The following is a 21,029-nucleotide window of genomic DNA, read 5'->3' on the forward strand; positions in this document are numbered from 1 at the left end:
TTCGCGCCGCGCGCCGCAGCCTGGGGGAGACCTCTGCGCGCGGCCCCGGTCGGTTCAGCCCACCCAGCCCCAGCGCTTGAGCTCGGCATAGGTCTCGTCGAGCGTCTTGCGGGCGCGCCCGACCAGTTCGTCGATCTCGCCATGCGAGATGACCAGCGGCGGGGCGATGATGAGCCGGTCGCGGACCGCGCGCATCACCAGGTTGTTGCGGAAGGAGAAATCCCGCGCGAGCGTGCCGACCTTGCCGACATCGGCGAATTTGGTGCGGCCGCGCTTGTCCGGGGTCAGCTCCAGCGCGCCGACGAGGCCGACCATCGGCGCCTCGCCGACCAGCGGGTGCTCGGCAAGCTGCGACCACTGCGCCTTGAGATAGGGGCCGACGTCGTCGGCGACGCGCTCCACCAGCTTCTCGCGCACCATGATGTCGAGATTGGCCAGCGCGGCGGCGCAGGCGGCCGGATGGCCGGAATAGGTGTAGCCGTGGTTGAAGTCGCCGCCCTCCAGCAGTACCTCCGCCACGCGGTCGGCCACCATCACGGCGCCCAGCGGCATGTAGCCGGAGGTGATGCCCTTGGCCATGACGAGAATGTCCGGCCGGGTGCCGAAGGTCTCGCAGCCGAACCAGTTGCCGGTGCGCCCGAAGCCGCAGATCACCTCGTCCGAGATGAACAGGATGTCGCGCTCGCGGCAGATGCGGGCGATCTCCGGCCAGTAGCTGGCGGGCGGGATGATGACGCCGCCGGCGCCCTGGATCGGCTCGGCGATGAAGGCGGCGATGCGGTCCTCGCCCATGGCGTCGATGGCGGCTTCCAGCGCGCGGGCGGTGCGCAGGCCGAATTCCTCCGGCGTCTCGCCCTGGCGCGCCTCGCCCCAGAAATAGGGCTGGGCGATGTGCATGATGTCGGGGATCGGCGCGCTCTGCCCGTGCATCGGCGCCATGCCGCCCAGGCTGCCGGCGGCGACGGTGGAGCCGTGATAGGCGTTGCGGCGGGAGATGATGATCTTCTTCTCCGGCTTTTCCTTGATCTGGAAATAGCGGCGGACCAGCTTGATCACCGTGTCGTTGGATTCCGAGCCCGAGCCGGTGAAGAACACCTTGTTGAACTGCGGCGGGGTCAGCTCGGCGAGCTTGGCGGCAAGCTCGATGGCCGGCTTGTGGGTCGTCTTGAAGAAGGTGTTGTAATAGGGAAGTTCGCGCATCTGCGCGGCCACCGCCTCGACGATCTCCTCGCGGCCATAGCCGACATTCACGCACCACAGGCCCGACATGCCGTCGAGGATGCGGTTGCCCTCGGAGTCGGTCAGCCACACGCCTTCCGCCTTCACGACGATGCGCGAGCCCTCGGCGTTCAGCGATTTCATGTCGCTGAACGGGTGCAGGTGATGGGCGGCGTCCAGCGCGCGCAGCGCGGCGGTCGAGGTGGGAAGCGGCATGATGCACTCGCGCGGTGAGAGTGGGTCCCGGAGGGGTCCCGAACAGGGTTGCCGCAGAATGTGATCACATTTTTGCGTGCGTCAAGCCGTTCCTCGTGGCACAAGGACACCGGCTTGACCGCTCCCCTGCGGCCATGACCAAATCGACGTGACGACTTTATCCAGGTGGATCATGCCATTGCCCGAAGCCGTGGGAGACGCCACGGCCGCTGCGAGCGAAACCGATATTCACACCGACGCGTTCGGCGCCTATGTCGCCGCCCATGGCGCGCCGGAGATCGTCGAGGTGCTGTTGCCCGACACGCATGGCGTGCTTCGGGGCAAATGGATCCCCGGCGCAGCGGGCGGCAAGATCTGGGGCGACGGCGTCGCCATTCCGCTCTCCATCTTCGGCCTCGACATATGGGGCCGCGAGGTGGAGGAGACCGGCATCCACATCGAGACCGGCGACCGCGACGGCATCTGCCGTCCCGTGCCGGGCACGCTGACTCCGGTGCCGTGGTCGCCGCGTCCGGCGGCGCAGGTCATGCTGTCCATGTACGAGCCGGACGGGCGCGGTGGCGAGCGCCCGTGGGAACTCGACCCGCGCCACAAGCTCGCCCATCAGGTGGAACGCCTCGCCGCGCGCGGCCTGCACCCCTGCGTCGCCTTCGAGCTGGAATTCTACCTGCTCAAGCCCGCGCCGGGTCCCGGCGGCGTGCCGGAGCCGGTGTTCCCGGCCTCTTCCGGCGGGCCGGCGCGGCAGAACATGTATTCGATGTCCGACCTCGACGCCTATGCGCCGCTGCTGCACGACATCCGCGAGGCGGCCCGCATCCAGGGCCTGCCGGCCGATACGGTGATCTCCGAGGCGGCACCCGGCCAGTACGAGGTGAACCTCTATCACCGCCGCGACGCCATGGCGGCCGCCGACGACGCCATATTGCTGCGCCGGCTGATCGACGGCGTGGCGCGCAAGCACGGCGTGCGGGCGAGCTTCATGGCCAAGCCCTTCCTCGACTTCGCCGGCTCGGGCATGCATGTGCATGTCAGCCTGACGGATAATGACGGCGGCAACGCCTTCGGCGCCGGCGAGGCCGGCGAGCGTCTGCTGCGCCAGGGCGCGGCCGGCCTGCTCGCCACCATGACCGACACCGCCGTGCTCTACGTGCCGAGCTATAACGGCTTCCGCCGTCTGGTGCCGGGCAGCTACGCGCCGACCAGCATCTCCTGGGGCTACGACAACCGCGCGGTGGCGGTGCGGGTGCCGAACGGCCCGCCCAAGGCGCGCCGGCTGGAGCACCGCATCGCCGGGGCGGACGCCCATCCGCACCTCGTGCTGGCGGCGATCCTGGCGGGAATGCTGGAGGGCATCGAGCGCGGGATGGAGCCGCCGCCGCCGCTCACCGGCAACGCCTATGAGCAGGGGGCCCCGGGCCTTAGCTACGACATGGGCGAGGCCATCCGCGACTTCGCGGGATCTGACTTCGTGGCCCGCGCCTTCGGCGCCGAATATCAACGCGTCTTCGCGATCATGAAGGAGGCCGAGCTGGCGGCCTTCGAGCGCCGCATCAATCCGCTGGAGTACGAGACCTATTTGTGAGCACGGCCAAGGGTTGAGCAAAATCCGTCCACGCTCTAGCCTTGGAATGCTGTGGTTCCGAAACCCACTCAAACAACCAACTTCCCGAGGAGAATAGGATGTCCCGCCTCCTAACGACAATCGCGGCAGGCCTTCTGTCCGCGCTGGCCATCGTGCCGGCGTCGGCACAGGAGAAGGTCGTGAACGTCTACAACTGGTCCGACTACATCGACGAGTCGGTGCTGGAGGAGTTCACGAAGGAAACCGGCATCAAGGTCCGGTACGACGTCTTCGACTCCAATGAGGTGCTCGAGACCAAGCTCCTCGGCGGCAAGACCGGCTATGACGTGGTTGTGCCGACCGGCTCCTTCCTGCAGCGCCAGATCCAGGCGGGCGTCTTCCTGAAGCTGGACAAGGCCAAGCTGCCGAACATCCAGTACCAGTGGCCGCTGATCTCCGACCGGCTCGCCGTGTACGATCCCGGCAACGACTATGCCGTGAACTACATGTGGGGCACCACCGGCATCGGCATGAACGTCGACAAGGTGAAGGAACGCCTCGGCGACATCCCGCTCAACAGCTGGGACATCATCTTCAAGCCGGAAATCCTGAAGAAGCTGAAGGATTGCGGCGTCTACATGCTGGACGGCCCGGAAGAGATCATCCCGACCGCGCTGCGCTATCTCGGCAAGGATCCGAATTCCAAGGACCCGAAGGACATCGAGGCGGCCGGCGAGCTGCTGGCCAAGATCCGTCCCTTCATCAAGAAGTTCGACTCGTCGGGCTACATCAACGCGCTCGCCGGCGGCGACATCTGCATCGCGACCGGCTGGTCGGGCGACGTGTTCCAGGCCAAGGCCCGTGCCGAGGAAGCCGCCGAGAAGACCGGCAAGCCGCCGATCAACATCGAGTACATCATCCCGAAGGAAGGTGCGCTCATGTGGTTCGACAACTTCGCCATTCCGAAGGATGCCCCGCATCCCGACGAGGCGTTGGCCTTCATCAACTTCATGATGAAGCCCGAGGTCGCGGCGAAGAACTCGAACTACATCTCCTATGCCAGCGGCAGCGAGGGGGCGCAGAAGTTCATCGACAAGGCGATCCTCGACAATCCGGCGATCTACCCGGACAAGGAGACGCAGGCGAAGCTGTTCACCGTCACCACCTATCCGCAGAAGGTGCAGCGCGTCGTCACCCGCACTTGGAGCAACTTCAAGCGCGGCAAGTGACGGGCGGGCCGCTGGCCGGCCCGCGGGTTCCCATCCTCCGAACGAAACGCGAAAGGCGCCCCACGGGGCGCCTTTTTGTTTGGGTGCCCGAGTATGGGACCAGCGCACGCGGTCATGGATTTGTGTATCATTCCACGATACATAGCCTTGCACAGGCTTATGTATCGTGGAATGATACAGGTATCGGGGAGGCGTCGCTGATCCTCTCGACTAGGGGCAGATTCGTCGAGGCGGTCATTGCCGGCAAGGTGCCGAAGGGTTTCCCTGCGGACCTGCTCCGTCCGGCGGAGCGGCGCCTGAGAGCCATCGACGCCGCCGTGGCTCTGGACGATCTGCGTTCCCCGCCGGGCAATCGGCTGGAGATGCTGAAGGGCGAGAGGTCCGGCCAGCATTCCATCCGCATCAATGACCAGTGGCGTATCTGCTTTCGCTGGACCGATGCGGGCGCCGAGGACGTCGAGATCGTCGATTATCACTAGGATGATGGGAGGTTGGTCATGGCTGTGAGATTTGCCCGCCCGATGCATCCCGGCGAGATCCTGCGGGAGGAATACCTCGTTCCCCTCGGCATGAGCGCGGGCAAGCTGGCGAAGGCGCTCGATCTGCCCCGCACGCGCATCGAGCGCATTGTTCGCGAGGAGATCGGCATCTCTACCGACACGGCCCTGCGTCTCGGCCGCTTCTTCTCGACCACGCCGAATTTCTGGCTGAACCTGCAACAGGCCTATGAGGTCGAGACCGAGGGCGCACGGCTTGCGGAAGAGATCGGGCAGATCGCGCCCTATGCGCCGGCCGACCGCGCCGCCTGACGGCACGGCGCTGTCCCGCCCGCGACGCGTTACATCCGCCAGCGCTTGTAGAACCAGGTCCACTGCTCGGGATGCTCGCGCACCCAGCCCTCGACCACCGAGGTGATCGCCTGCATGGCGCCGTCGACGTCGATCTTGCCCTTCGCGTCGCGCGGCAGGTCGAGCGCCGGCGTGCACTGGATGCGGAAGCGGCCTTCGGGCAGGCGGATCACCCGCACGCCGTGCACCGGGCACTCATACAGCCGGGCGAGGCGGGCGATGGTGGGATTGGACGAGCAGGGCTGCCCGAAGAACTGCACCGTCGGTCCGCCGCGCCGCACCTGATCCACCAGAATGCCAAGATGCTTGCCCTGGTCGAGCACGGCGGCAAGCTCGAACACCGCGACATGCGAGGCGGCGACGAGATTGCCCATCACCCGGCTTCTCGCCTCGAACAGCAGGTCGGCGAAGAAGGAATTGTCCGGCGCGCGGAACAGCACCGCGCTGTCGAGCCCCTGCGCGGCGGCGGCGATGGCCGGCAGCTCCCAGTTGGCGAGATGCGCGGTGAAGACCAGTGCCGGCTTGCCGTCGATCCGCATGGCCACGAAGTTCGAGACGCCCGTGGTCTCGATCCGGCTCTTCGACGGCTCCCACATATTGTATTGCCAGATGCGGTCGAGATGGACGAACTCGCCCGCCATGCGGCCGAGATTGTCCCACATGCCGACCGCGATCGCCTCGCGCTCGGCCTCGGTCTTCTCCGGAAAGGCCAGCCGCAGGTTCTTTAGCGACTGCTGGTGGATCGGGGTGAAGCGGCCGATATGGCGCGCCCAGAAGCCGCCGGCCCAGGAGGCGAAGCGCGGCGGTTGCAGCCGCAGCAGCCGCATGAGCGTCCACACGCTCGCCGACAGGGTGGCATCGCGCAGCCGGAGGTGCCAGGGGCGGGCAGGGGGCATCGGGAGGCCGGGTTGTCGGGACGGGTCCGCGTTCAGAAGGTGATGACGACCTTGCCGAACACGCGGCGGGTTTCCAGCCGCTCCAGCCCGGAGCCGAACTGTTCGAGCGGGAACTCGGAATCGATGACCGGCAGCACGCCGCGCTCCATGCGCTTGAGGCCGTCGGCGATGGCGCGGATCGGCGCACCGAAGGAGCCGATGATGCGGTACTGGCGCTGGAAGAGCTGCATCAGGTTCATGTTCACCGACACGCCCGAGGTCGAGCCGCAGGTGACGAGCCGCGCGCCCGGACGCATGGACAGCAGCGAGCCGTTCCACGTTTCCGCGCCGACATGCTCGAACACGACGTCGACGCCCTTCTTCTTGGTGATCTTGCGCACCTCGTGCTCGAAGCGTTCCGTGCGGTAGTTGATGGCGTGGTCGGCGCCGAGCGCCAGCGCCTTGGCGCACTTCTCGTCGTCGCCGGCGGTGGTGATGACGGTGCAGCCGATCTCCTTGGCCATGCGGATCGCCACCGTGCCGATGCCCGAGCCGGCGGCGTGGACCAGCACGGTCTCGCCCGGCTCCAGCTTGGCATTGTCGAACAGCATGTGCTCGACGGTGGAGAAGGTGACGGGCGCGGTGGCGGCGTCCACCCAGGAGATGCCCTCCGGGATCGGCACGCACAGGCGGTCCTTGATGTTCAGCGTCTCGCGGGCGAAGCCGTCGACATGGAAGCCCATGACGCCGGCGACTTCCTCGCAGAGATTGTCGCGGCCCTGCCGGCACATGCGGCACTGGCCGCAGGTCAGCGCGCCGTACATGGCGACCTTGGAGCCCGGCTTGAAGCGGGTCACGCCCTCGCCGGTGGCGACGACCTCGCCGACCGCCTCGGCGCCGACGACCAGCGGCATCTTGCGCTTGGCGAAGGCCATGCCGCGCCAGCCCCACACGTCGATGTGGTTCAGCGCCAGCGCCTTGATGCTCACCTGCACCTCGCCCGGCTCCGGCGCGCCGGGCTCCGGCAGGTCGGTGAGGATAAGCTCGCGGTCGGACACCAGCTGAAGGGCGCGCATGGACAACTCCGGGACAGCAGCGGCGGCAGGGCCGGCCTCGGGCCTCATACGGGGACGAGGCGCGGCCGGATGCCGACGTAAGGACGAGGGTGGATATCGAAATCAGCGCTGGATGGCTAGTGCGGCGGTGAGTCCGCCATCCACCGGCAGCGTCGCCCCGGTGACGTAGCCCGCGCCCGGCGAGAGCAGGAAGGCCACCACCGCCGCGACATCGGCGGGATTGGCGAAGCGTCCGGCCGGGATCTGCTTCTCGACATTGGCACGATAGGCGGCGTAGGGCACCAGCATGGCAGTGTCGACAAAGCCGGGTGCGACGACGTTCACCGTCACGCCGCGCCGCGCGCTCTCGATGGCCAGCGTCCGGCAATAGCCGGCCAGCGCCGCCTTGGAGCCCGCATAGATGGCGTTGCCGGCATTGGCGACATCGGCGGCGATGGAGCCGATGGCCACGATGCGCCCGGCGCGGGCGCGCGTCATCGGTCGCACCAGCGCCCCGACCAGCTTCACGAAGGACCAGTAGTTCACCTGCATGAGCTGTTCAGCCCGGTGCTGGTCGACCAGCGCGGCGAGCGTGTCGTAGCTCATGCCGGCATTGTGGACGAAGCCGAAATAGGTCGGCTCCTCGGCGATCACGGCGGCGAAGGCATCGACGGAGGCCTTGTCGGCGAGGTCGAGCGCGCGCGCCTCGACCATGGCGTCGGGCTTCTCCGCGCGGATGTCCGCGATCAGCGCCTGCCCCTCGGCTTCCGCCGTGCGCACGGTGAAGACGACCTCGAAGCCCGCCAGCGCGAGGGCACGAACAATGGCGGCGCCGACGCCGCGGCCGCCTCCGGTGACGAGGACACGCTGGGTCATGGACGCATTCCTTTCCTCGCCGTTGCGGCTTCCGATGGCGGGGTGGGCGAAATGACAGTGGCCGGGACAGGCCCGGCCACTGCGGTATTCATATGCGGTCGGTCCCCGCTCACGCCGGCTCGCCGGTGATGACGAGGGCGACGTTCTGGCCGCCGAAGCCGAAGGAGTTCGACATCACGCGGTAGACCTGCGCGTCGCGGGCGACGTTCGGCACCACATCGAGCGGGATGGCCGGGTCGGGCAGCTCGTAATTGATGGTCGGCGGGATACGCCCGTTCTGGATCGTCAGCAGCGAGATCACCGCCTCGATGGCGCCGGCGGCGGTCAGCGTATGGCCGATCATCGACTTGTTGGAGGAGAGCGGGATCGTGCCCAGCCGCTCGCCGAACACCGTGCTCATGCCGGTGAACTCCATGCGGTCGTTCTCCGGCGTCGAGGTGCCGTGGGCGTTGATGTAGTCGATCTCGTCCGGGCTCACGCGCGCATCCGACAGCGCCGCGCGCATGCAGCCGATGACCGGCTTGGCGTCCGGCGAGGAACGGGTGCGGTGGAAGCTGTCGGCCATCTCGCCGACGCCCTCGAGGACGCCGAGGATCTTCGCCCCGCGCGCCGTCGCGTGCTCCAGGCTCTCCAGTACCAGCGCGCCGGCGCCCTCGGCGATGATGAAGCCGTCGCGGTTCTTCGAGAACGGCCGCGAGGCCGCTTCCGGCACCTCGTTATTGGCGGACAGGGCCGAGAGCAGCGAGAAGCGGATCAGCGCCTCGGCCGTCACCGAGCCGTCGGTGGCGATGGACAGCGCCGCGTCGCATTCGCCGCGCCGGATCGCCTCGACCGCGAGCTGGATCGAGGTGTTGCCGGAGGCGCAGGCGGTCGACAGCGAGATCGGCTGGCCGCGCGTGCCGAAGCGGTCGGCGAGGTGATCGGCGATGGAGCCGTAGAGGAAACGCTCGTGCCAGGCGTCGTGGCCATTGGCCTCCGCCGCGCGCAGCAGGTCGTCATAGGTGACGGCAGCGTTGGGCGCGGCTTCCTGCGCCAGAATGCGCCGCTGCGGCCATTCCAGCTCGATCGGCGGCACGGCGCAGAACAGCGGGCCGGGAAAGTTGCCCTTCGTGCCGATGCCGGATTCCGAAATCGCCTCATCGGCCGCCAACGTGGCGAGTTCCTCGGAGAGGTCGGGAGCGGTGGTCGAGCTCTTCGGCAGGTAGTCGACCGTACCGGCGATGGTGGTCCTCATCCCATCGATGGGAAAGCGGGTGATGCGGTGGATGCCGGACGTGCCGGCCGTCAGCTTCGCCCAGTTGTCCTGCTTGCCCTGTCCGAGCGAGGTAACGAGCCCCGCGCCCGTGACCACGACGATCGGCCGTCCGGCCTTGTCGGTATAGGAAGCCATGATCTGCTCCTCGGAAGCGGTGCGCTTCCGCCTTTGTGGGGGTCAGTCGACGCGCTCGACCAGCGCGACGCCTTCCCCACGCCAATGCCCCACTGCGGTCACGATGGCACGGGAAAGCGTGCCGTCGAAAGGCTTTTCCAACGGCTCGCCGGGCAGCGGGGCGAAAAGCCGCCCTTCTGCGACGCAGAGCGTCGCCAGCGCCAGCGCCACCGGCATCTGGGCTTCCAGCCCATGGCCGACGCGGTCGGTCACTGAGCGCACCGGCAGCCCGGAACGGGCGAGAACGGCGGCTTCGGCCCGGGTCGGCTCGGGCGCCCCGGTGGCGGCGGAGAGGATGGCAGTACCCTCGCTCACGCCGCCTTCGGCCGTCTTCACGAGCTGTTCGATCACCGCCTCGACGGCGCCCGGCTCGTTGCGCTGGGCGCGCTCGGACCAGACGCCGGAAAGCTTGGCGATGGGCTTGGCGCCGCGCGCGGTGGCGTGCTCGGGCGATTCCAGCACCAGGAAGGCGCCGGCCGAGCCGGTCGGCACGCCCTGCGGGTCGGCCAGCACCGGCGCCCAGGGGGCGTGGCGGGCGAGGCGCTTCAGCGCGAAGAGCAGCAGCATGTCGCGCCGCTCGGCATTGTAGGCGCCGCCGACGAGGGCGATCTCGCTGGTGCCGGCCGCGATGCGCGACCAGCCGATGCGGACCGCGTCGGTGCCCGAGCTTTCCTCGCCCATGAAGGTGCGCGAGGAGCCGGTGACGCCGTGCACGATGGAGATGTTGCCGGCGAGAAGATTGGAGAGCTGGGCCAGGAACAGCGTCGGGCGCAGGTTCGACTGGAGCTGCTCGTTGAGGAAAACCTCGGGGTTCGGCTGCTTCTCGATGTCGGTCAGGATGGCGCCGTCGACCGCCTGGTCGCGCTCGCCGCCGCCCGCCGCGACCACCATGTCGGTGGCGCCCAGAATGTCCTTGTCGCCCTTGATGCCGGCGGAATCGAGCGCGAGGCCGGCCGCATAGGTGCCGATGCGCTGCCACGGTTCCATCTGCCGCTGATCGCCCTTCTTGGGGATCTGCGCGTCGAAACTGATCTTGGCCAGCGGGTGGACCACGTAGGGAGCGAAGCTCTCCTCGTCGACCGCCTGCGTGCCCGCGGAGAGGGCGTCCCAGTGGACAGCCGGGCCCTCACCGAGCGAGGAGACGATCCCGATGCCGGTGATCCAGACGTCGCGGCGATCAGACATGCGTCAGATTTCCTTGGCATGCGCCTTCGACGGCGGACGGCGCGTCGCTCATCGGCATGCCGATGCGCTCGGCGGTCGACAGCAGGTAGCCACGCAGTTCGGGCGCCGGGAAGGGCATGGTCTTGAGGGTGATTTCGGCGTTGCAGACCAGCTTGCCCTCGACCCGGCCCTCGGCCTTGATCCGGGCATAGCCCGAACCGTCATGGTCGAGGCGGGCGAACACCTCGATCACCTGACCGGGGATCACGAAGGTGCGCAGCTTGCCCTTGTCGACCGAGGCGAGGAACGCCATGCGGTCGTAATTGTGCAGGCGCAGCAGCAGCATGCCGCTGGTCTGCGCCATGATCTCGAACAGCAGGACGCCGGGCAGCAACGGGTGTCCGGGGAAATGGCCCTCGAAGATCGGGCTCTCGTCCGGAACCGTATTGGCGGTCTTCAACGTGCGGGCCTCGAGATCAAGCTCGAGGACCCTGTCGACCATCTGGAAATATTCGAGCCGCATCAACCCGCCCTGCGCACGCGCCGTTTCCCGATCCGCGATCAGGCGGACTTTGCGGCGATCAGCTCGTCGATCCGTGCCACGAGGTTCTTGAGCACGAAGTACTGCTCGGTCGTAGCCTTGCCCTCGTTCACTTCCTGCGTCCAGCTTTCCAGCGGCAGCTTGATGCCGAACGCCTTGTCGATGGCGAAGGCGATGTCGAGGAAGTCCAGGCTGTCGATGCCGAGATCGTCGATCGCATGGCTCTCCGGCGTGATGTTCTCGCGCGGAATGTCGCACGTCTCGGCAATGATGTTGGCAACGGTCTCGAACGTGGTCGACATGAAATGCCTCTGGTCTCGGCGGCCGCGTCCGGCCACGGTTGAATCGGTTCCCCGTCGCGCTGGCGACGGCGTGCCCTCTGATGATGACGGCCCGTATACCTAAGCGCGGACGGCTATTCAATGGCGCCGGCGTGGCAATCCTCGGCTGTGTGACATCCGTGCCGCCCGCATCCGTATCGACCCTGTCATGGCTCATACGCCGTTTTCGTCCTATCGTCCCGCTCCAGAACGGCAGTCAGTGGTGGGGTAGGTGTCATGGTCCCGTGTGCTTCGGCCTTTTCCCGGCTCCTGCGGACGGTCGCAGTGATCGTGCTCGGGGCCGCCTTCACCCTGCCGGCGCAGGCCCAGACGGCCGCTCCCGCCCCGCCGGCCAAGCCGGCGACAAATACCGCGCAGCCGGCCAAGCCGGCGACGAATACCGCCCAGCCGGCCAAGCCGGCGACAAATACCGCGCAGCCGGCCAAGCCGGCGGCCGCCGGATCGCCGGCCAACGCCGCCGCCACGGCCCAGCAGATCGCCCGGCCGGCGGCGGATGCCCTGCCGGCGACCTATTCGCGGCCGGATCTCGTGGAGGCGTCGCGCCGGCTGCAGGCCCTGCTCCAGCGCGACCGCGCCCCGCTCGCCAAGCCGGTGGCACAGCTGCGCAAGGAGGCCGACGCTGCGCTGGCGGCGGACGATGCGCGCACCGCCGCCGAAATCTACGGCAAGCTGGCGCGCGCCGCTCCGGCGGATGCCGGCGCCTGGCAGCGCCTGTCGCGCGCCCTCTCGCGCATCAAGCCGAAGGACGACGAGAACGCCGACACCTTCCTTGAGCGCGCGCAGGCCGCCGCCTTCCTCGCCTATCGTGCCGCCACCACCCGGGCCCAGCAGGCCGATGCCCTGTTCGCGATCGGCCATCTCTACGACCAGCGTTCGCTGTGGCGCCCGGCGCTCGACACCTTCGCCACCGCGCTCACCTATGCCAACGTGCCCGACCAGCGCGCCTTCTACGACAAGCTGCGCGAGGAGCGGGGCTTCCGCATTCTCGACTACAGCGTCGATTCGGACGCCTCCAGCCCGCGCATCTGCGTCGAGTTCTCCGAGCCGCTGGCGGGCGGCGGGCGGGACTATTCCGCCTATGTGACGCTGAGCGGCCCCGGCGGCCCGGTCGACAAGCCGGCCGTCACCAGCGAGGCGAGCCAGCTCTGCGTCGAGGGACTCAGGCACGGCGAGAGCTACGAGGTGAAGCTGCGGCAGGGCCTGCCCTCGTCGATCGCCGCCGAGCCGCTGCGCGAGAGCGCCGACCTCACCATCTATGTGCGCGACCGCAAGCCGGGCGTGCGCTTCACCGGGCGCAACTATGTGCTGCCGCGCAGCGGTCCGCGCGGCATTCCGGTGATCAGCGTCAACACCTCGCGCGTCGGCGTGGAACTGTTCCGCATCGGCGACCGCAGCCTGATTCCGACCGCGCTCGAAGGCGATTTCCGCCGCAACCTCGCCGGCTACGACATCCAGCAGCTCAAGGACGGCAAGGCCGAGCTGGTGTTCAAGGGCGAGCTGGAGACCGCCTCGCCGCTCAACGAGGACGTGACCACCTCGCTGCCGGTCGACGAGGCGGTGGGAACGCTGTCGCCCGGCGTCTACGTGCTCGCCGCCCGGCCGGCCGGCGAGGCCGCCGATCCCAATGACGAGTGGGGCACGCGGGCGACGCAGTGGTTCGTGGTCTCCGATCTCGGCCTCACGGCGCTTTCCGGCAGCAACGGCCTGACCGTGCTGGTCCGCGCCCTCGGCACCGCCCAGCCGCTCGAAGGCGTCGAGCTGCGCCTGCTCGCCAAGTCCAACGAGGTGCTGGCGACGACCCGCACCGATGCCAGCGGCGCGGGGGCCTTCGACGCCGGGCTGATGCGCGGCACGGAAGGGTTCGCGCCCTCCGTCGTGGTGGCGCAGGCGAAGGAGGGCGACTACGCCTTCCTGTCGCTGGACGACCAGGCCTTCGACCTCACCGACCGCGGCGTCGGCGGGCGCGCGGCGCCGGAGAAGCTCGACGCCTTCGTCACCACCGAGCGCGGCGTCTACCGCTCGGGCGAGAGCGTCCACGTCACCGCGCTGCTGCGCAACCCGCAGGTGGCGGCGGCGCGCGGCATTCCGCTCACCCTCGTGCTCAAGCGCCCCGACGGCGTGGAGGAGCGCCGTGTGCTGGCGGAGGACGCCGGCGCGGGCGGGCGCACGGTGGACTTCGCCCTCATGGGCGACGCCATGACCGGCACCTGGCGGGTCGAGGCCTATGCCGATCCGCGTGGCGCGCCGACCGGCGCCACCACCTTCCTGCTGGAAGACTACGTGCCCGAGCGGCTGGCGCTCGACCTTTCCTCCACCGCGACCGTCATCGCCGCCGGTACCACGGTGACGGTGGCGGCGGACGGGCGCTGGCTGTTCGGCCCGCCGGCCGCCGGCCTCGATGTCGAGGGCGAGATCGAGGTGCGGGTCGCCACCCAGCGCCCCGGCCTGCCCGGCTGGCGCTTCGGCCGGCCCGATGACGGCTTCACCCCGGTGCGCGAGCCGCTGGCCGCCTCCGCCGTGACGGACGCGCAGGGCAAGGCGAGCCTTGCCGCCGTCCTGCCGTCGCTGCCGCCGAGCGCGCGCCCGCTGGAAGCGGAGATCTTCGTCGCGCTCAATGAGGGTGGCGGGCGGGCGGTGCGCCGCTCGCTGGTGCTGCCGGTGCGGCCCGGAGGCCCCGGAATCGGCGTGAAGCCGCTCTTCGAGGGCGCCGGTCCCGGCGAGAACGCCAATGCCGGCTTCGAGGTGCAGGCCTTCGACGCCACCGGGGCGCCGGCGGCGCTCAAGGGCGGGCAATGGGCGCTCTACCGCCTCGAGACGCGCTACCAGTGGTATCGCCTCGGCGGCGCCTGGGATTTCGAGCCGGTCGAGACCGTCTCCAAGGTCGCGGACGGCAAGGTCGAGCTGTCCGCCGGTGCGCCGGCACGGCTGAACGTGCCGGTCGCCTGGGGACGCTACCGGCTGGAGGTGAGCGACGGGCGCATCGCCACCGCCGTTCCCTTCGAGGCCGGCTGGGGCGGCGGCGCCACCGCCGACGCGCCGGACCGGCTGGAAGTCGGGCTCGACAAGGCCCAGTACGATGACGGCGAAACCGTGAAGGTGAACCTCACCAGCCGCCATGCCGGCTCGGCCACCGTGCTGATCGTCGGCGACGGCGTGCTCGCCTCGAAGACGCTCGACGTGCCCGCCGGCGACAGCGCGGTGGAGTTCAGGGCCGCCGCCGGCTGGGCGCCGGGCGCCTATGCGCTCGCCTTCCTGCACCGCCCGCTCGACGTGGCCGCCGGCCGCAATCCCGGCCGCGCCATCGGCCTCGCCTGGTTCGGCGTCGACCGCGCGCAACGTGTGCTCGATGTGAAGCTGGACGCGCCGTCGCTGGTGCGGCCGGAGACCACGCTCTCCGTTCCGGTGAGCGTGAGCGGCGCCGGCAAGGGCGAGGCCTATGTGACGCTGGCGCTGGTCGATGTCGGCATCCTCAACCTCACCGCCTTCAAGACACCCGATCCGGACGGCTTCTATCTGAGCCAGCGCGCGCTCGGCACGCAGGTGCGCGACTTCTACGGGCAGCTCATCGACGGCATGCTCGGCGCGCGCGGAAGGCTGCGTTCGGGTGGCGACGCCATGGAGGGCGGGCTGCAGGCCGAGCCGCCGACGCAGCCTCCGCTGGCGCTGTTCTCGGGCCTCGTGAGGCTCGACGCGGACGGCAAGGGAACGGTCGATTTCGCCGTCCCGCCCTTCGACGGCACCGGACGGCTGATGGCCGTGGCGTGGTCGGACGCGGCGGTCGGCCATGCGCAGGCCGATGTCATCATCCGCGATCCCGTCGTCATCACCGCGACGCTGCCGCGCTTCCTCGCCGCCGGCGACCGCTCGACGCTCAACCTCGCCATTGCCAATGTTGACGGCGAGGCGGGCGACTACGCGCTCGAAGTCGTGACGGACGGTCCCGTCGCGATCGCCAGCGCGCCGAAGGCGGTGCCGCTCACCAAGGGCGGACGGCAGGCCTTCAGCCTCCAGCTTGACGGGACCGGCATCGGCGAGGCGAAGCTCTCGGTGCGCCTGTCCGGCCCCGGCGGGCTCGCCGTGCTGCGCGACTACCGGCTGAATGTGCGTCCCGCCTATCCCTGGATCTCCCGTCGCAGCGTCGAAACGCTGGCGCCGGGCGAGAGCCTGACCCTCAGCCGCGACCTCGTGGCCGACCTCGTGCCGGGACGCGGCGGGGTGAGCGTCTTCGCCGGGCTCGATCCGGCGCTCGACGTGCCGGCGCTGCTCGGCGCGCTCGACCGCTACCCCTTCGCCTGCTCCGAACAGCTCACCAGCCGGGCGCTGCCGCTGCTCTACATCAGCGATTTCGGCCCGCCGGCGCGCTTCCGGCTCGGGCAGGACCCGGCGGAGACGATCCGCACCGCCATCGCGCGTCTGGTCGCGCGGCAGGGCTCGGACGGCTCCTTCGGCCTGTGGGAAGCCGGCGGCAACGATCTGTGGCTCGACGCCTATGTGAGCGACTTCCTCACCCGTGCCCGCGAGAAGGGCCATGCCGTGCCGGAACAGCCCTTCGTCCTGGCGCTCGACCGGCTGCGCAACGCGCTCGCCTATGCCGGCGATGGCGCCACCGACGACGGCACCGCCTATGCGATCTATGTGCTGGCGCGCAACGGGCGCGCCCCGCTCGGCGACCTGCGCTACGTCGCCGACGCCAAGCTCGCCGAAGTGGAAAGCGCCTTCGCGCGCGGCCAGCTCGCCGGCGCCCTTGCCCTTCTGGGCGACAAGGGGCGGGCGGAGAAGGTGTTCGACGCGGCGCTGGAACTGCTGCCCGACGCGCCGGAGACGCTGACCTCCGGCCGGCCGGACTTCGGCTCCATCCTGCGCGACGCGGCCGGCGTGGCGACGCTCGCCTCCGAGGCGGGCTTTGCCGGCACCGCCCGCACGGCGCGGGCGCGGGTCGCTACCGCCTTCGTCGATGCCGGGCCGACCTCGACGCAGGAAGACGCCTGGCTGCTGCTCGCCGCCCGCGCGGCGCGCGAGGGGCGCGGCATCGCGGTCGATGTCGACGGGCGGGCGCAGAGCGGCGTCTATGAGCGCACGCTGACGCCCGAGGAACTGGCCAAGCCCATCGTGCTCACCAACCGGGGCGCGGCGCCGCTCGACGTCGCGGTTTCCATCGACGGGCCGCCCAGCGCGCCGGAACCGGCCGCCGCCAACGGCTTCGCGCTCACGCGCAGCTACTTCACGCTCGACGGCAAGCCGGCCGATCCGGCCAAGGTGGCGCAGAACCAGCGCCTCGTCGTGCTGCTGGAGGCGCAGGAGGACGAGGCCGGGCCGAGCCATGTGCTGCTGGTGGACCATTTGCCGGCGGGCTTCGAGATCGACAACCCGACCCTCGCGGTGGGCGCCGATGTCGGCGTGCTGTCCTGGCTCGGCGAGACCACCCAGCCCGCCCATGCCGAGTTCCGCGACGCCTTCTTCGCCGCAGCCTTCGACCTGACGGAGGGGTCTGAGGAAGCGCAGGCGCTGCGCGTGGCCTATATCGTGCGCGCCGTCTCGCCCGGCCGCTACGCGCACCCGCCGGCGATCATCGAGGACATGTACCGTCCGGGCCGCTTCGCCCGCACGGCGGCGGGCCGCACCGAGGTGACGGGGCCGGCACGATGATCGTGGGGACCGGGAGCGCGGGATGAGGGCGGGGCTGCGGCGCGGCGCCGGCTTCGTCGTGCTCGGCGCGATGCTGGCGGCGGGAGGGACAACCGCCTGGCTCGCTGGCGTGCGCGCGGCGGCTCCACCCGCGCCGTCTCCCGCCCTGTCGGTCGAGGTGCTGGACCGCGACGGCCGGCTGCTGCGGCCCTTCGCGCTCAAGGACGGGCGCTGGCGCCTGAAGGCGGAGACCGGCGAGGTCGACCGGCGCTATCTCGACATGCTGGTCGCCTATGAGGACCGCCGCTTCTGGCAGCATGGCGGGGTCGATCCGCTCGCCCTCCTGCGTGCCGCCGGGCAGATGCTCGCGCATGGGCGCATCGTCTCCGGCGGCTCGACGCTGACCATGCAGGTGGCCCGGCTGCTGGAGCCGCGCGAGGGTGGCGGCACGCTGGCGAAGATCGGCGCCAAGCTCTCGGAGATGCGCCGGGCGATCGAGCTGGAGGCGCGGCTCTCCAAGCGCGAGATTCTCGGCCTCTACCTCGCGCTGGCGCCCTATGGCGGCAATATCGAGGGGGTGCGGGCGGCGAGCCTCGCCTGGTTCGGCAAGGAGCCGCGCCGGCTGACGCTGGCCGAGGCGGCGCTGCTGGTCGCGCTGCCGCAGGCACCGGAGGCGCGCCGGCCCGACCGGCACCCCGAGCGCGCCGACCGCGCCCGCGACAAGGTGCTCGCACGGCTCGCCGAGGCGGGGCTGTTCGGCGCGCCGGAGGCCGAGTTCGCCCGCCGCGCGCCGTTGCAGGCGCGGCGGGTCGACATGCCCATGCTGGCCGCCCATGCGGCCGAGGCGGCCCGGCGCGAGCGGCCGGCGCTGCGGGTCCATCGCCTCGCCATCGACGCGGTGGCTCAGGCAAGGCTGGAGGAACTGGCCGGCGAGCGGGTGCGCGAACTCGGGCCCGGCGTGTCGCTCGCGCTGGTGATGGTGGAGAACGCCAGCGGCGAGGTGCTCGCCCGGGTCAGCGGCGCCGATCCGCTCGACGCCGCCCGGGCCGGCGCGGTCGACCTGACGCGGGCCCAGCGCTCGCCGGGCTCGACGCTCAAGCCGTTCATCTACGGGCTCGCCTTCGAGGACGGCCTCGCCCATCCCGAGACGCTGATCGAGGACCGGCCGGCGCGTTTCGGCGCCTATCGCCCGCGCAATTTCGACCGGGACTATCAGGGCACCGTGTCGGTGAAGCAGGCGCTGCAATTGTCGCTGAACGTGCCGGCGGTGGTGCTGTTGCAGGCGGTCGGCCCGCAGCGCCTCGCCAGCCGGCTTGGCCAGTCCGGATTCGCGCTGAAGCTGCCGCCCGGCGAGGTGCCGGGGCTGGCGGTCGGGCTCGGCGGGGCGGGGATCAGCCTCGACGCGCTGGCCGGGCTCTATGCGGGCGTGGCGGATGGCGGGGTGGCGCATCCGCTGCGCGAGCGCCTCGACAGTCCGGCGACAGGAGGGGAGGGCACGCGCCGGCTCATGAGCGAGGTTGCCGCCTGGTATCTGGTGCAGACGCTTGCCGGCACGCCGGCGCCGCGTAATGAGCGCGCGGGGCGGATCGCCTTCAAGACCGGCACGTCCTTCGGCTACCGCGACGCCTGGGCGGTCGGTTTCGACGGACGCTGGACGGTGGCGGTGTGGGTGGGCCGGCCTGACGGTCAGCCGGTGCCCGGCATGATCGGGCGCGAGGCGGCCGCGCCCATCCTGTTCGATGCGTTCGCGCGGCTGGTCACGAAGCCGGTGCCGTTCGGCCCGGCGCCGCGTGAGGCCATCCTCGCGCGAAACGCCGAACTGCCGCCGCCGCTGCGGCGTTTCGGCCGGATGGCGGGCCAGATCGGCACTGGCGAAGGGCCCCGCATCGCGTTTCCGCCGGACGGGGCCAGCCTCGAGCGCGAAGCGGGCGAGCCGCTGGCGCTGAAAGTGAGCGGCGGCGTGGGCCGCCTGACCGTCTTTGTCGACGGCGTTCCGGCCGGCGAGCCCGCCAGTGCCGCCACATTATTCTGGCGGCCGGCGGGCACGGGGTTCGTTCGCCTGACCGTGATGGACGCTGCGGGATCTTCCGACAGCGTCACTCTTCGTATTCGCGAACCGGCCGGCGTTCCGGCCGGGACGATCAGCGGCCGCTGACGGCGGCGCGGGCGATGTCCTGACGGGTCAGGCCACGCTTGGCGAGGGCGGCGTCCGAAAGGCGGGACAGGGCCTCGTAGCGCTGGGCGATCTGACGGCCTTCGCTGACGGCTTCGAAGAAAGCGGAAACGCCTTCGACGACGCGCGAAAAGAAGTCCGGCGAGGTGTGGCGGGAAAGAGTAACAGTGCTCATCTGAGCCTCCATCGGTATTCTGTATGCCACGAATATAGCCCCCATTTCGCGTTGCGGAAGGTGAAATGCTGCATGGCAGCACTGAATCCGGCGCATGGGTGGAAAGGGGCTGAATCGGCCGATAGCGGCTCAAAAGGAGGAATAAAGGTAATATGTAGCCGTAGACTTGCGCTGGATGCATTATCCGGGGGTGAAACCAGCGTCTGAGGTATGTCTAAATCAGAGGTGGTTTCAGCCGCCCTTGCCGGCAATGGCGGCGTGGATGGCGTGGCAGTGCCGGACGAGATTGGCCTGTCCGGCCACGAAGCCGCGCAGCGGCGTGTCGATCTCATAGAACAGGATGTTGGCGAGGAAGCCGTATATGGCCGCGTCGATGCTGGTCGGGCGGGGGCCGAACACATAGCCCTCGGCGGGGACCAGCCGCGCCAGCACGGCCAGATCGGCCAGCCCGCGCGCATAGGCGGCCTCCGGCGCGTAGCGGCCGATGCCCTGGTAGTGATAGCGCTGCGCGTTGTAGTCGCGCGCCTGCTGCAGCAACTCGTCGGTCAGCTCAGGATGCTCGCGGCGCATGGCGGCCGTGAAGGCGGGCCAGAACGCCGGGTCCTTCCAGCGCGAGAACGACATCACCCAGTAGAGGTCGTCGAGCAGGCGCGTCACCAGCAGCGCCGTGTCGCGCTGGGCCTGCGTCAGCTCGGCATCGAGCTGCACGCCATGCCGGCGCACGAGATGGGCGATGATCGTCTCGCTGTCGCCGATGGTCTCGCCATCGTCGACGATATAGGGCAGTTGCCCGCGCGGCGCGGTCGAGGTGTCGACGACGTGGCGGTGTTCGAAGGGCACCCCGGCCAGCCGGAGAAAGGCGAAGATCTTCAGGCCGTAGCCGTTGTTGTCGGCGACGCCGAACAGTTCGGGATAGGAGTAGAGCGTGATCATGGCCGGGCCCTTCCCGTTCGCTGTGCCGAGGGCCTTTGGTGCCGTTGGAACCGCCGGCGGTCAAGCGGCGCACGTGCGGGGCGCGACGGGCGCACGGCCCGCGTCGGCGGAGGCATCCGGCCGCACCGGCGGTCCGGCCGGGCCGGGGTTGAACGGTGCCGCCGTGCACTGTCATGGAAACTATGCACGAGGGGGTAGACCGCGCCCGTCGCAGGCGCTATATCCCCCGCGTTCGCCGCCGGGATCGCACGACCGGCCGCCGGGTATGTGAAGCCAAGATCTTTGCTTGTGTTTCCAATACCTTCGGTGGGGGATAGTTTAACGGTAGAACTGCGGACTCTGACTCCGTTAGTCCAGGTTCGAATCCTGGTCCCCCAGCCAACCATCTTGCCGGCATCGCCAATTCGCCGGCACTGCCCATCCCCGGAAATGCCCAGACGCGCCGTTGCGGCGGTCATGCCGGCGGTGTGTTCGGGCGGACCGGACTGTTGCGTCAATGCGCAAGGTCCCCGCCCTTCGCCGCGCGCACGGCGTTCGCCGCCTGTGCTGCGGTCATCCCTCTCGCGCCGGCAAGGATGATGTGCACGACAAGTGGCGGCGGGCGTTTCCCGCTTCCGCCGCGCCGGCTCCGATCGCACTATCGACCTGCGGGAACGAGCGGCGATATGAAGGTTGCCGGGGCAGGCGCCGACTCAGGAGGGCGGGCGAATGCCGCGTGGCAAGCGGCGCGTGTGAGGTTTCGGACGGGCGACAAGCCGCGTCGGGTGAAA

At 69.7% G+C, this 21,029-nt stretch carries 16 protein-coding genes and 1 tRNA gene; 7 read left to right on the forward strand and 10 right to left on the reverse strand.

Annotated elements, in window-relative coordinates; translation table 11 throughout:
* Nucleotides 1–54 precede the first annotated feature (54 nt).
* The gene (locus GBB76_RS01420) at nucleotides 55–1,434 is read right to left on the reverse strand and encodes an aspartate aminotransferase family protein (RefSeq protein WP_152301637.1); all 1,380 of its coding nucleotides are present in this window, start codon (nucleotides 1,432–1,434) and stop codon (nucleotides 55–57) included.
* Between the two features lie 172 nt (nucleotides 1,435–1,606).
* Between GBB76_RS01420 and GBB76_RS01425 the strand changes: the two genes are divergently transcribed.
* The 4 genes from GBB76_RS01425 (at nucleotide 1,607) to GBB76_RS01440 (ending at nucleotide 5,033) form a co-directional block, all read left to right on the forward strand.
* Nucleotides 1,607–3,016 carry a glutamine synthetase family protein gene (locus GBB76_RS01425; protein ID WP_371717028.1) on the forward strand — a complete coding sequence of 470 codons (1,410 nt, stop codon included), beginning with the start codon at nucleotides 1,607–1,609 and terminating at the stop codon, nucleotides 3,014–3,016.
* A 98-nt stretch (nucleotides 3,017–3,114) separates the two neighbouring features.
* A complete protein-coding gene (locus GBB76_RS01430; protein WP_152301639.1) occupies nucleotides 3,115–4,224 on the forward strand; it encodes a polyamine ABC transporter substrate-binding protein in 1,110 nt (369 codons plus the stop codon).
* A gap of 197 nt (nucleotides 4,225–4,421) precedes the next feature.
* Complete coding sequence (locus GBB76_RS01435; protein ID WP_152304707.1) at nucleotides 4,422–4,703, forward strand: type II toxin-antitoxin system RelE/ParE family toxin; 282 nt, start codon at nucleotides 4,422–4,424, stop codon at nucleotides 4,701–4,703.
* Between the two features lie 18 nt (nucleotides 4,704–4,721).
* On the forward strand, nucleotides 4,722–5,033 hold the full coding sequence (locus GBB76_RS01440; RefSeq protein WP_152301640.1) for a HigA family addiction module antitoxin: 312 nt from the start codon (nucleotides 4,722–4,724) through the stop codon (nucleotides 5,031–5,033).
* 29 nt (nucleotides 5,034–5,062) lie between these two features.
* On the opposite strand, the gene GBB76_RS01445 is transcribed toward GBB76_RS01440, so the two are convergent.
* The 7 genes from GBB76_RS01445 to GBB76_RS01475 all read right to left on the reverse strand — a co-directional run bounded on the left by GBB76_RS01445 (nucleotide 5,063) and on the right by GBB76_RS01475 (nucleotide 11,314).
* The gene (locus tag GBB76_RS01445) at nucleotides 5,063–5,968 is read right to left on the reverse strand and encodes a lipid A biosynthesis lauroyl acyltransferase (protein ID WP_152301641.1); all 906 of its coding nucleotides are present in this window, start codon (nucleotides 5,966–5,968) and stop codon (nucleotides 5,063–5,065) included.
* 32 nt (nucleotides 5,969–6,000) lie between these two features.
* The gene (locus GBB76_RS01450; RefSeq protein ID WP_152301642.1) at nucleotides 6,001–7,023 is read right to left on the reverse strand and encodes a zinc-binding dehydrogenase; all 1,023 of its coding nucleotides are present in this window, start codon (nucleotides 7,021–7,023) and stop codon (nucleotides 6,001–6,003) included.
* A 102-nt stretch (nucleotides 7,024–7,125) separates the two neighbouring features.
* Complete coding sequence (locus tag GBB76_RS01455) at nucleotides 7,126–7,878, reverse strand: SDR family NAD(P)-dependent oxidoreductase (protein ID WP_152301643.1); 753 nt, start codon at nucleotides 7,876–7,878, stop codon at nucleotides 7,126–7,128.
* A 109-nt stretch (nucleotides 7,879–7,987) separates the two neighbouring features.
* Nucleotides 7,988–9,268: a beta-ketoacyl-ACP synthase gene (locus GBB76_RS01460; protein WP_152301644.1), complete on the reverse strand. Its 1,281-nt coding sequence runs from the start codon at nucleotides 9,266–9,268 to the stop codon at nucleotides 7,988–7,990.
* Nucleotides 9,269–9,310: 42 nt separating this feature from the next.
* Complete coding sequence (locus tag GBB76_RS01465) at nucleotides 9,311–10,492, reverse strand: beta-ketoacyl-ACP synthase (protein ID WP_152301645.1); 1,182 nt, start codon at nucleotides 10,490–10,492, stop codon at nucleotides 9,311–9,313.
* A complete protein-coding gene (locus tag GBB76_RS01470; protein WP_152301646.1) occupies nucleotides 10,485–10,994 on the reverse strand; it encodes a 3-hydroxyacyl-ACP dehydratase FabZ family protein in 510 nt (169 codons plus the stop codon). The genes GBB76_RS01465 and GBB76_RS01470 overlap by 8 nt, the downstream gene beginning before the upstream one ends.
* A 38-nt stretch (nucleotides 10,995–11,032) precedes the next feature.
* Nucleotides 11,033–11,314: an acyl carrier protein gene (locus tag GBB76_RS01475; RefSeq protein WP_152301647.1), complete on the reverse strand. Its 282-nt coding sequence runs from the start codon at nucleotides 11,312–11,314 to the stop codon at nucleotides 11,033–11,035.
* 303 nt (nucleotides 11,315–11,617) lie between these two features.
* Here GBB76_RS01475 and GBB76_RS01480 point away from each other — a divergent pair, with 303 nt between their 5' ends.
* Nucleotides 11,618–16,999, forward strand: a complete 5,382-nt coding sequence (locus GBB76_RS01480) for an alpha-2-macroglobulin (RefSeq protein WP_246668996.1) — start codon at nucleotides 11,618–11,620, stop codon at nucleotides 16,997–16,999.
* Between the two features lie 22 nt (nucleotides 17,000–17,021).
* On the forward strand, nucleotides 17,022–19,133 hold the full coding sequence (pbpC, locus tag GBB76_RS01485; protein WP_246668997.1) for a penicillin-binding protein 1C: 2,112 nt from the start codon (nucleotides 17,022–17,024) through the stop codon (nucleotides 19,131–19,133).
* Here pbpC and GBB76_RS01490 read toward each other — a convergent pair.
* Both GBB76_RS01490 and GBB76_RS01495 read right to left on the reverse strand, forming a co-directional pair.
* A complete protein-coding gene (locus GBB76_RS01490) occupies nucleotides 19,120–19,326 on the reverse strand; it encodes a DUF1127 domain-containing protein (protein ID WP_152301649.1) in 207 nt (68 codons plus the stop codon). The two genes, pbpC and GBB76_RS01490, sit on opposite strands and share 14 nt — an antisense overlap.
* A gap of 231 nt (nucleotides 19,327–19,557) precedes the next feature.
* Nucleotides 19,558–20,259 (reverse strand): glutathione S-transferase family protein, encoded by a 702-nt coding sequence (locus tag GBB76_RS01495; RefSeq protein ID WP_152301650.1) that lies wholly within the window; start codon nucleotides 20,257–20,259, stop codon nucleotides 19,558–19,560.
* Nucleotides 20,260–20,566: 307 nt separating this feature from the next.
* Here GBB76_RS01495 and GBB76_RS01500 point away from each other — a divergent pair.
* Nucleotides 20,567–20,640 (forward strand) — tRNA-Gln (locus GBB76_RS01500).
* The last annotated feature ends 389 nt before the right edge of the window (nucleotides 20,641–21,029 follow it).

It is taken from the genome of Ancylobacter sp. TS-1, assembly GCF_009223885.1.
In the GTDB taxonomy this organism is placed as follows: domain Bacteria; phylum Pseudomonadota; class Alphaproteobacteria; order Rhizobiales; family Xanthobacteraceae; genus Ancylobacter.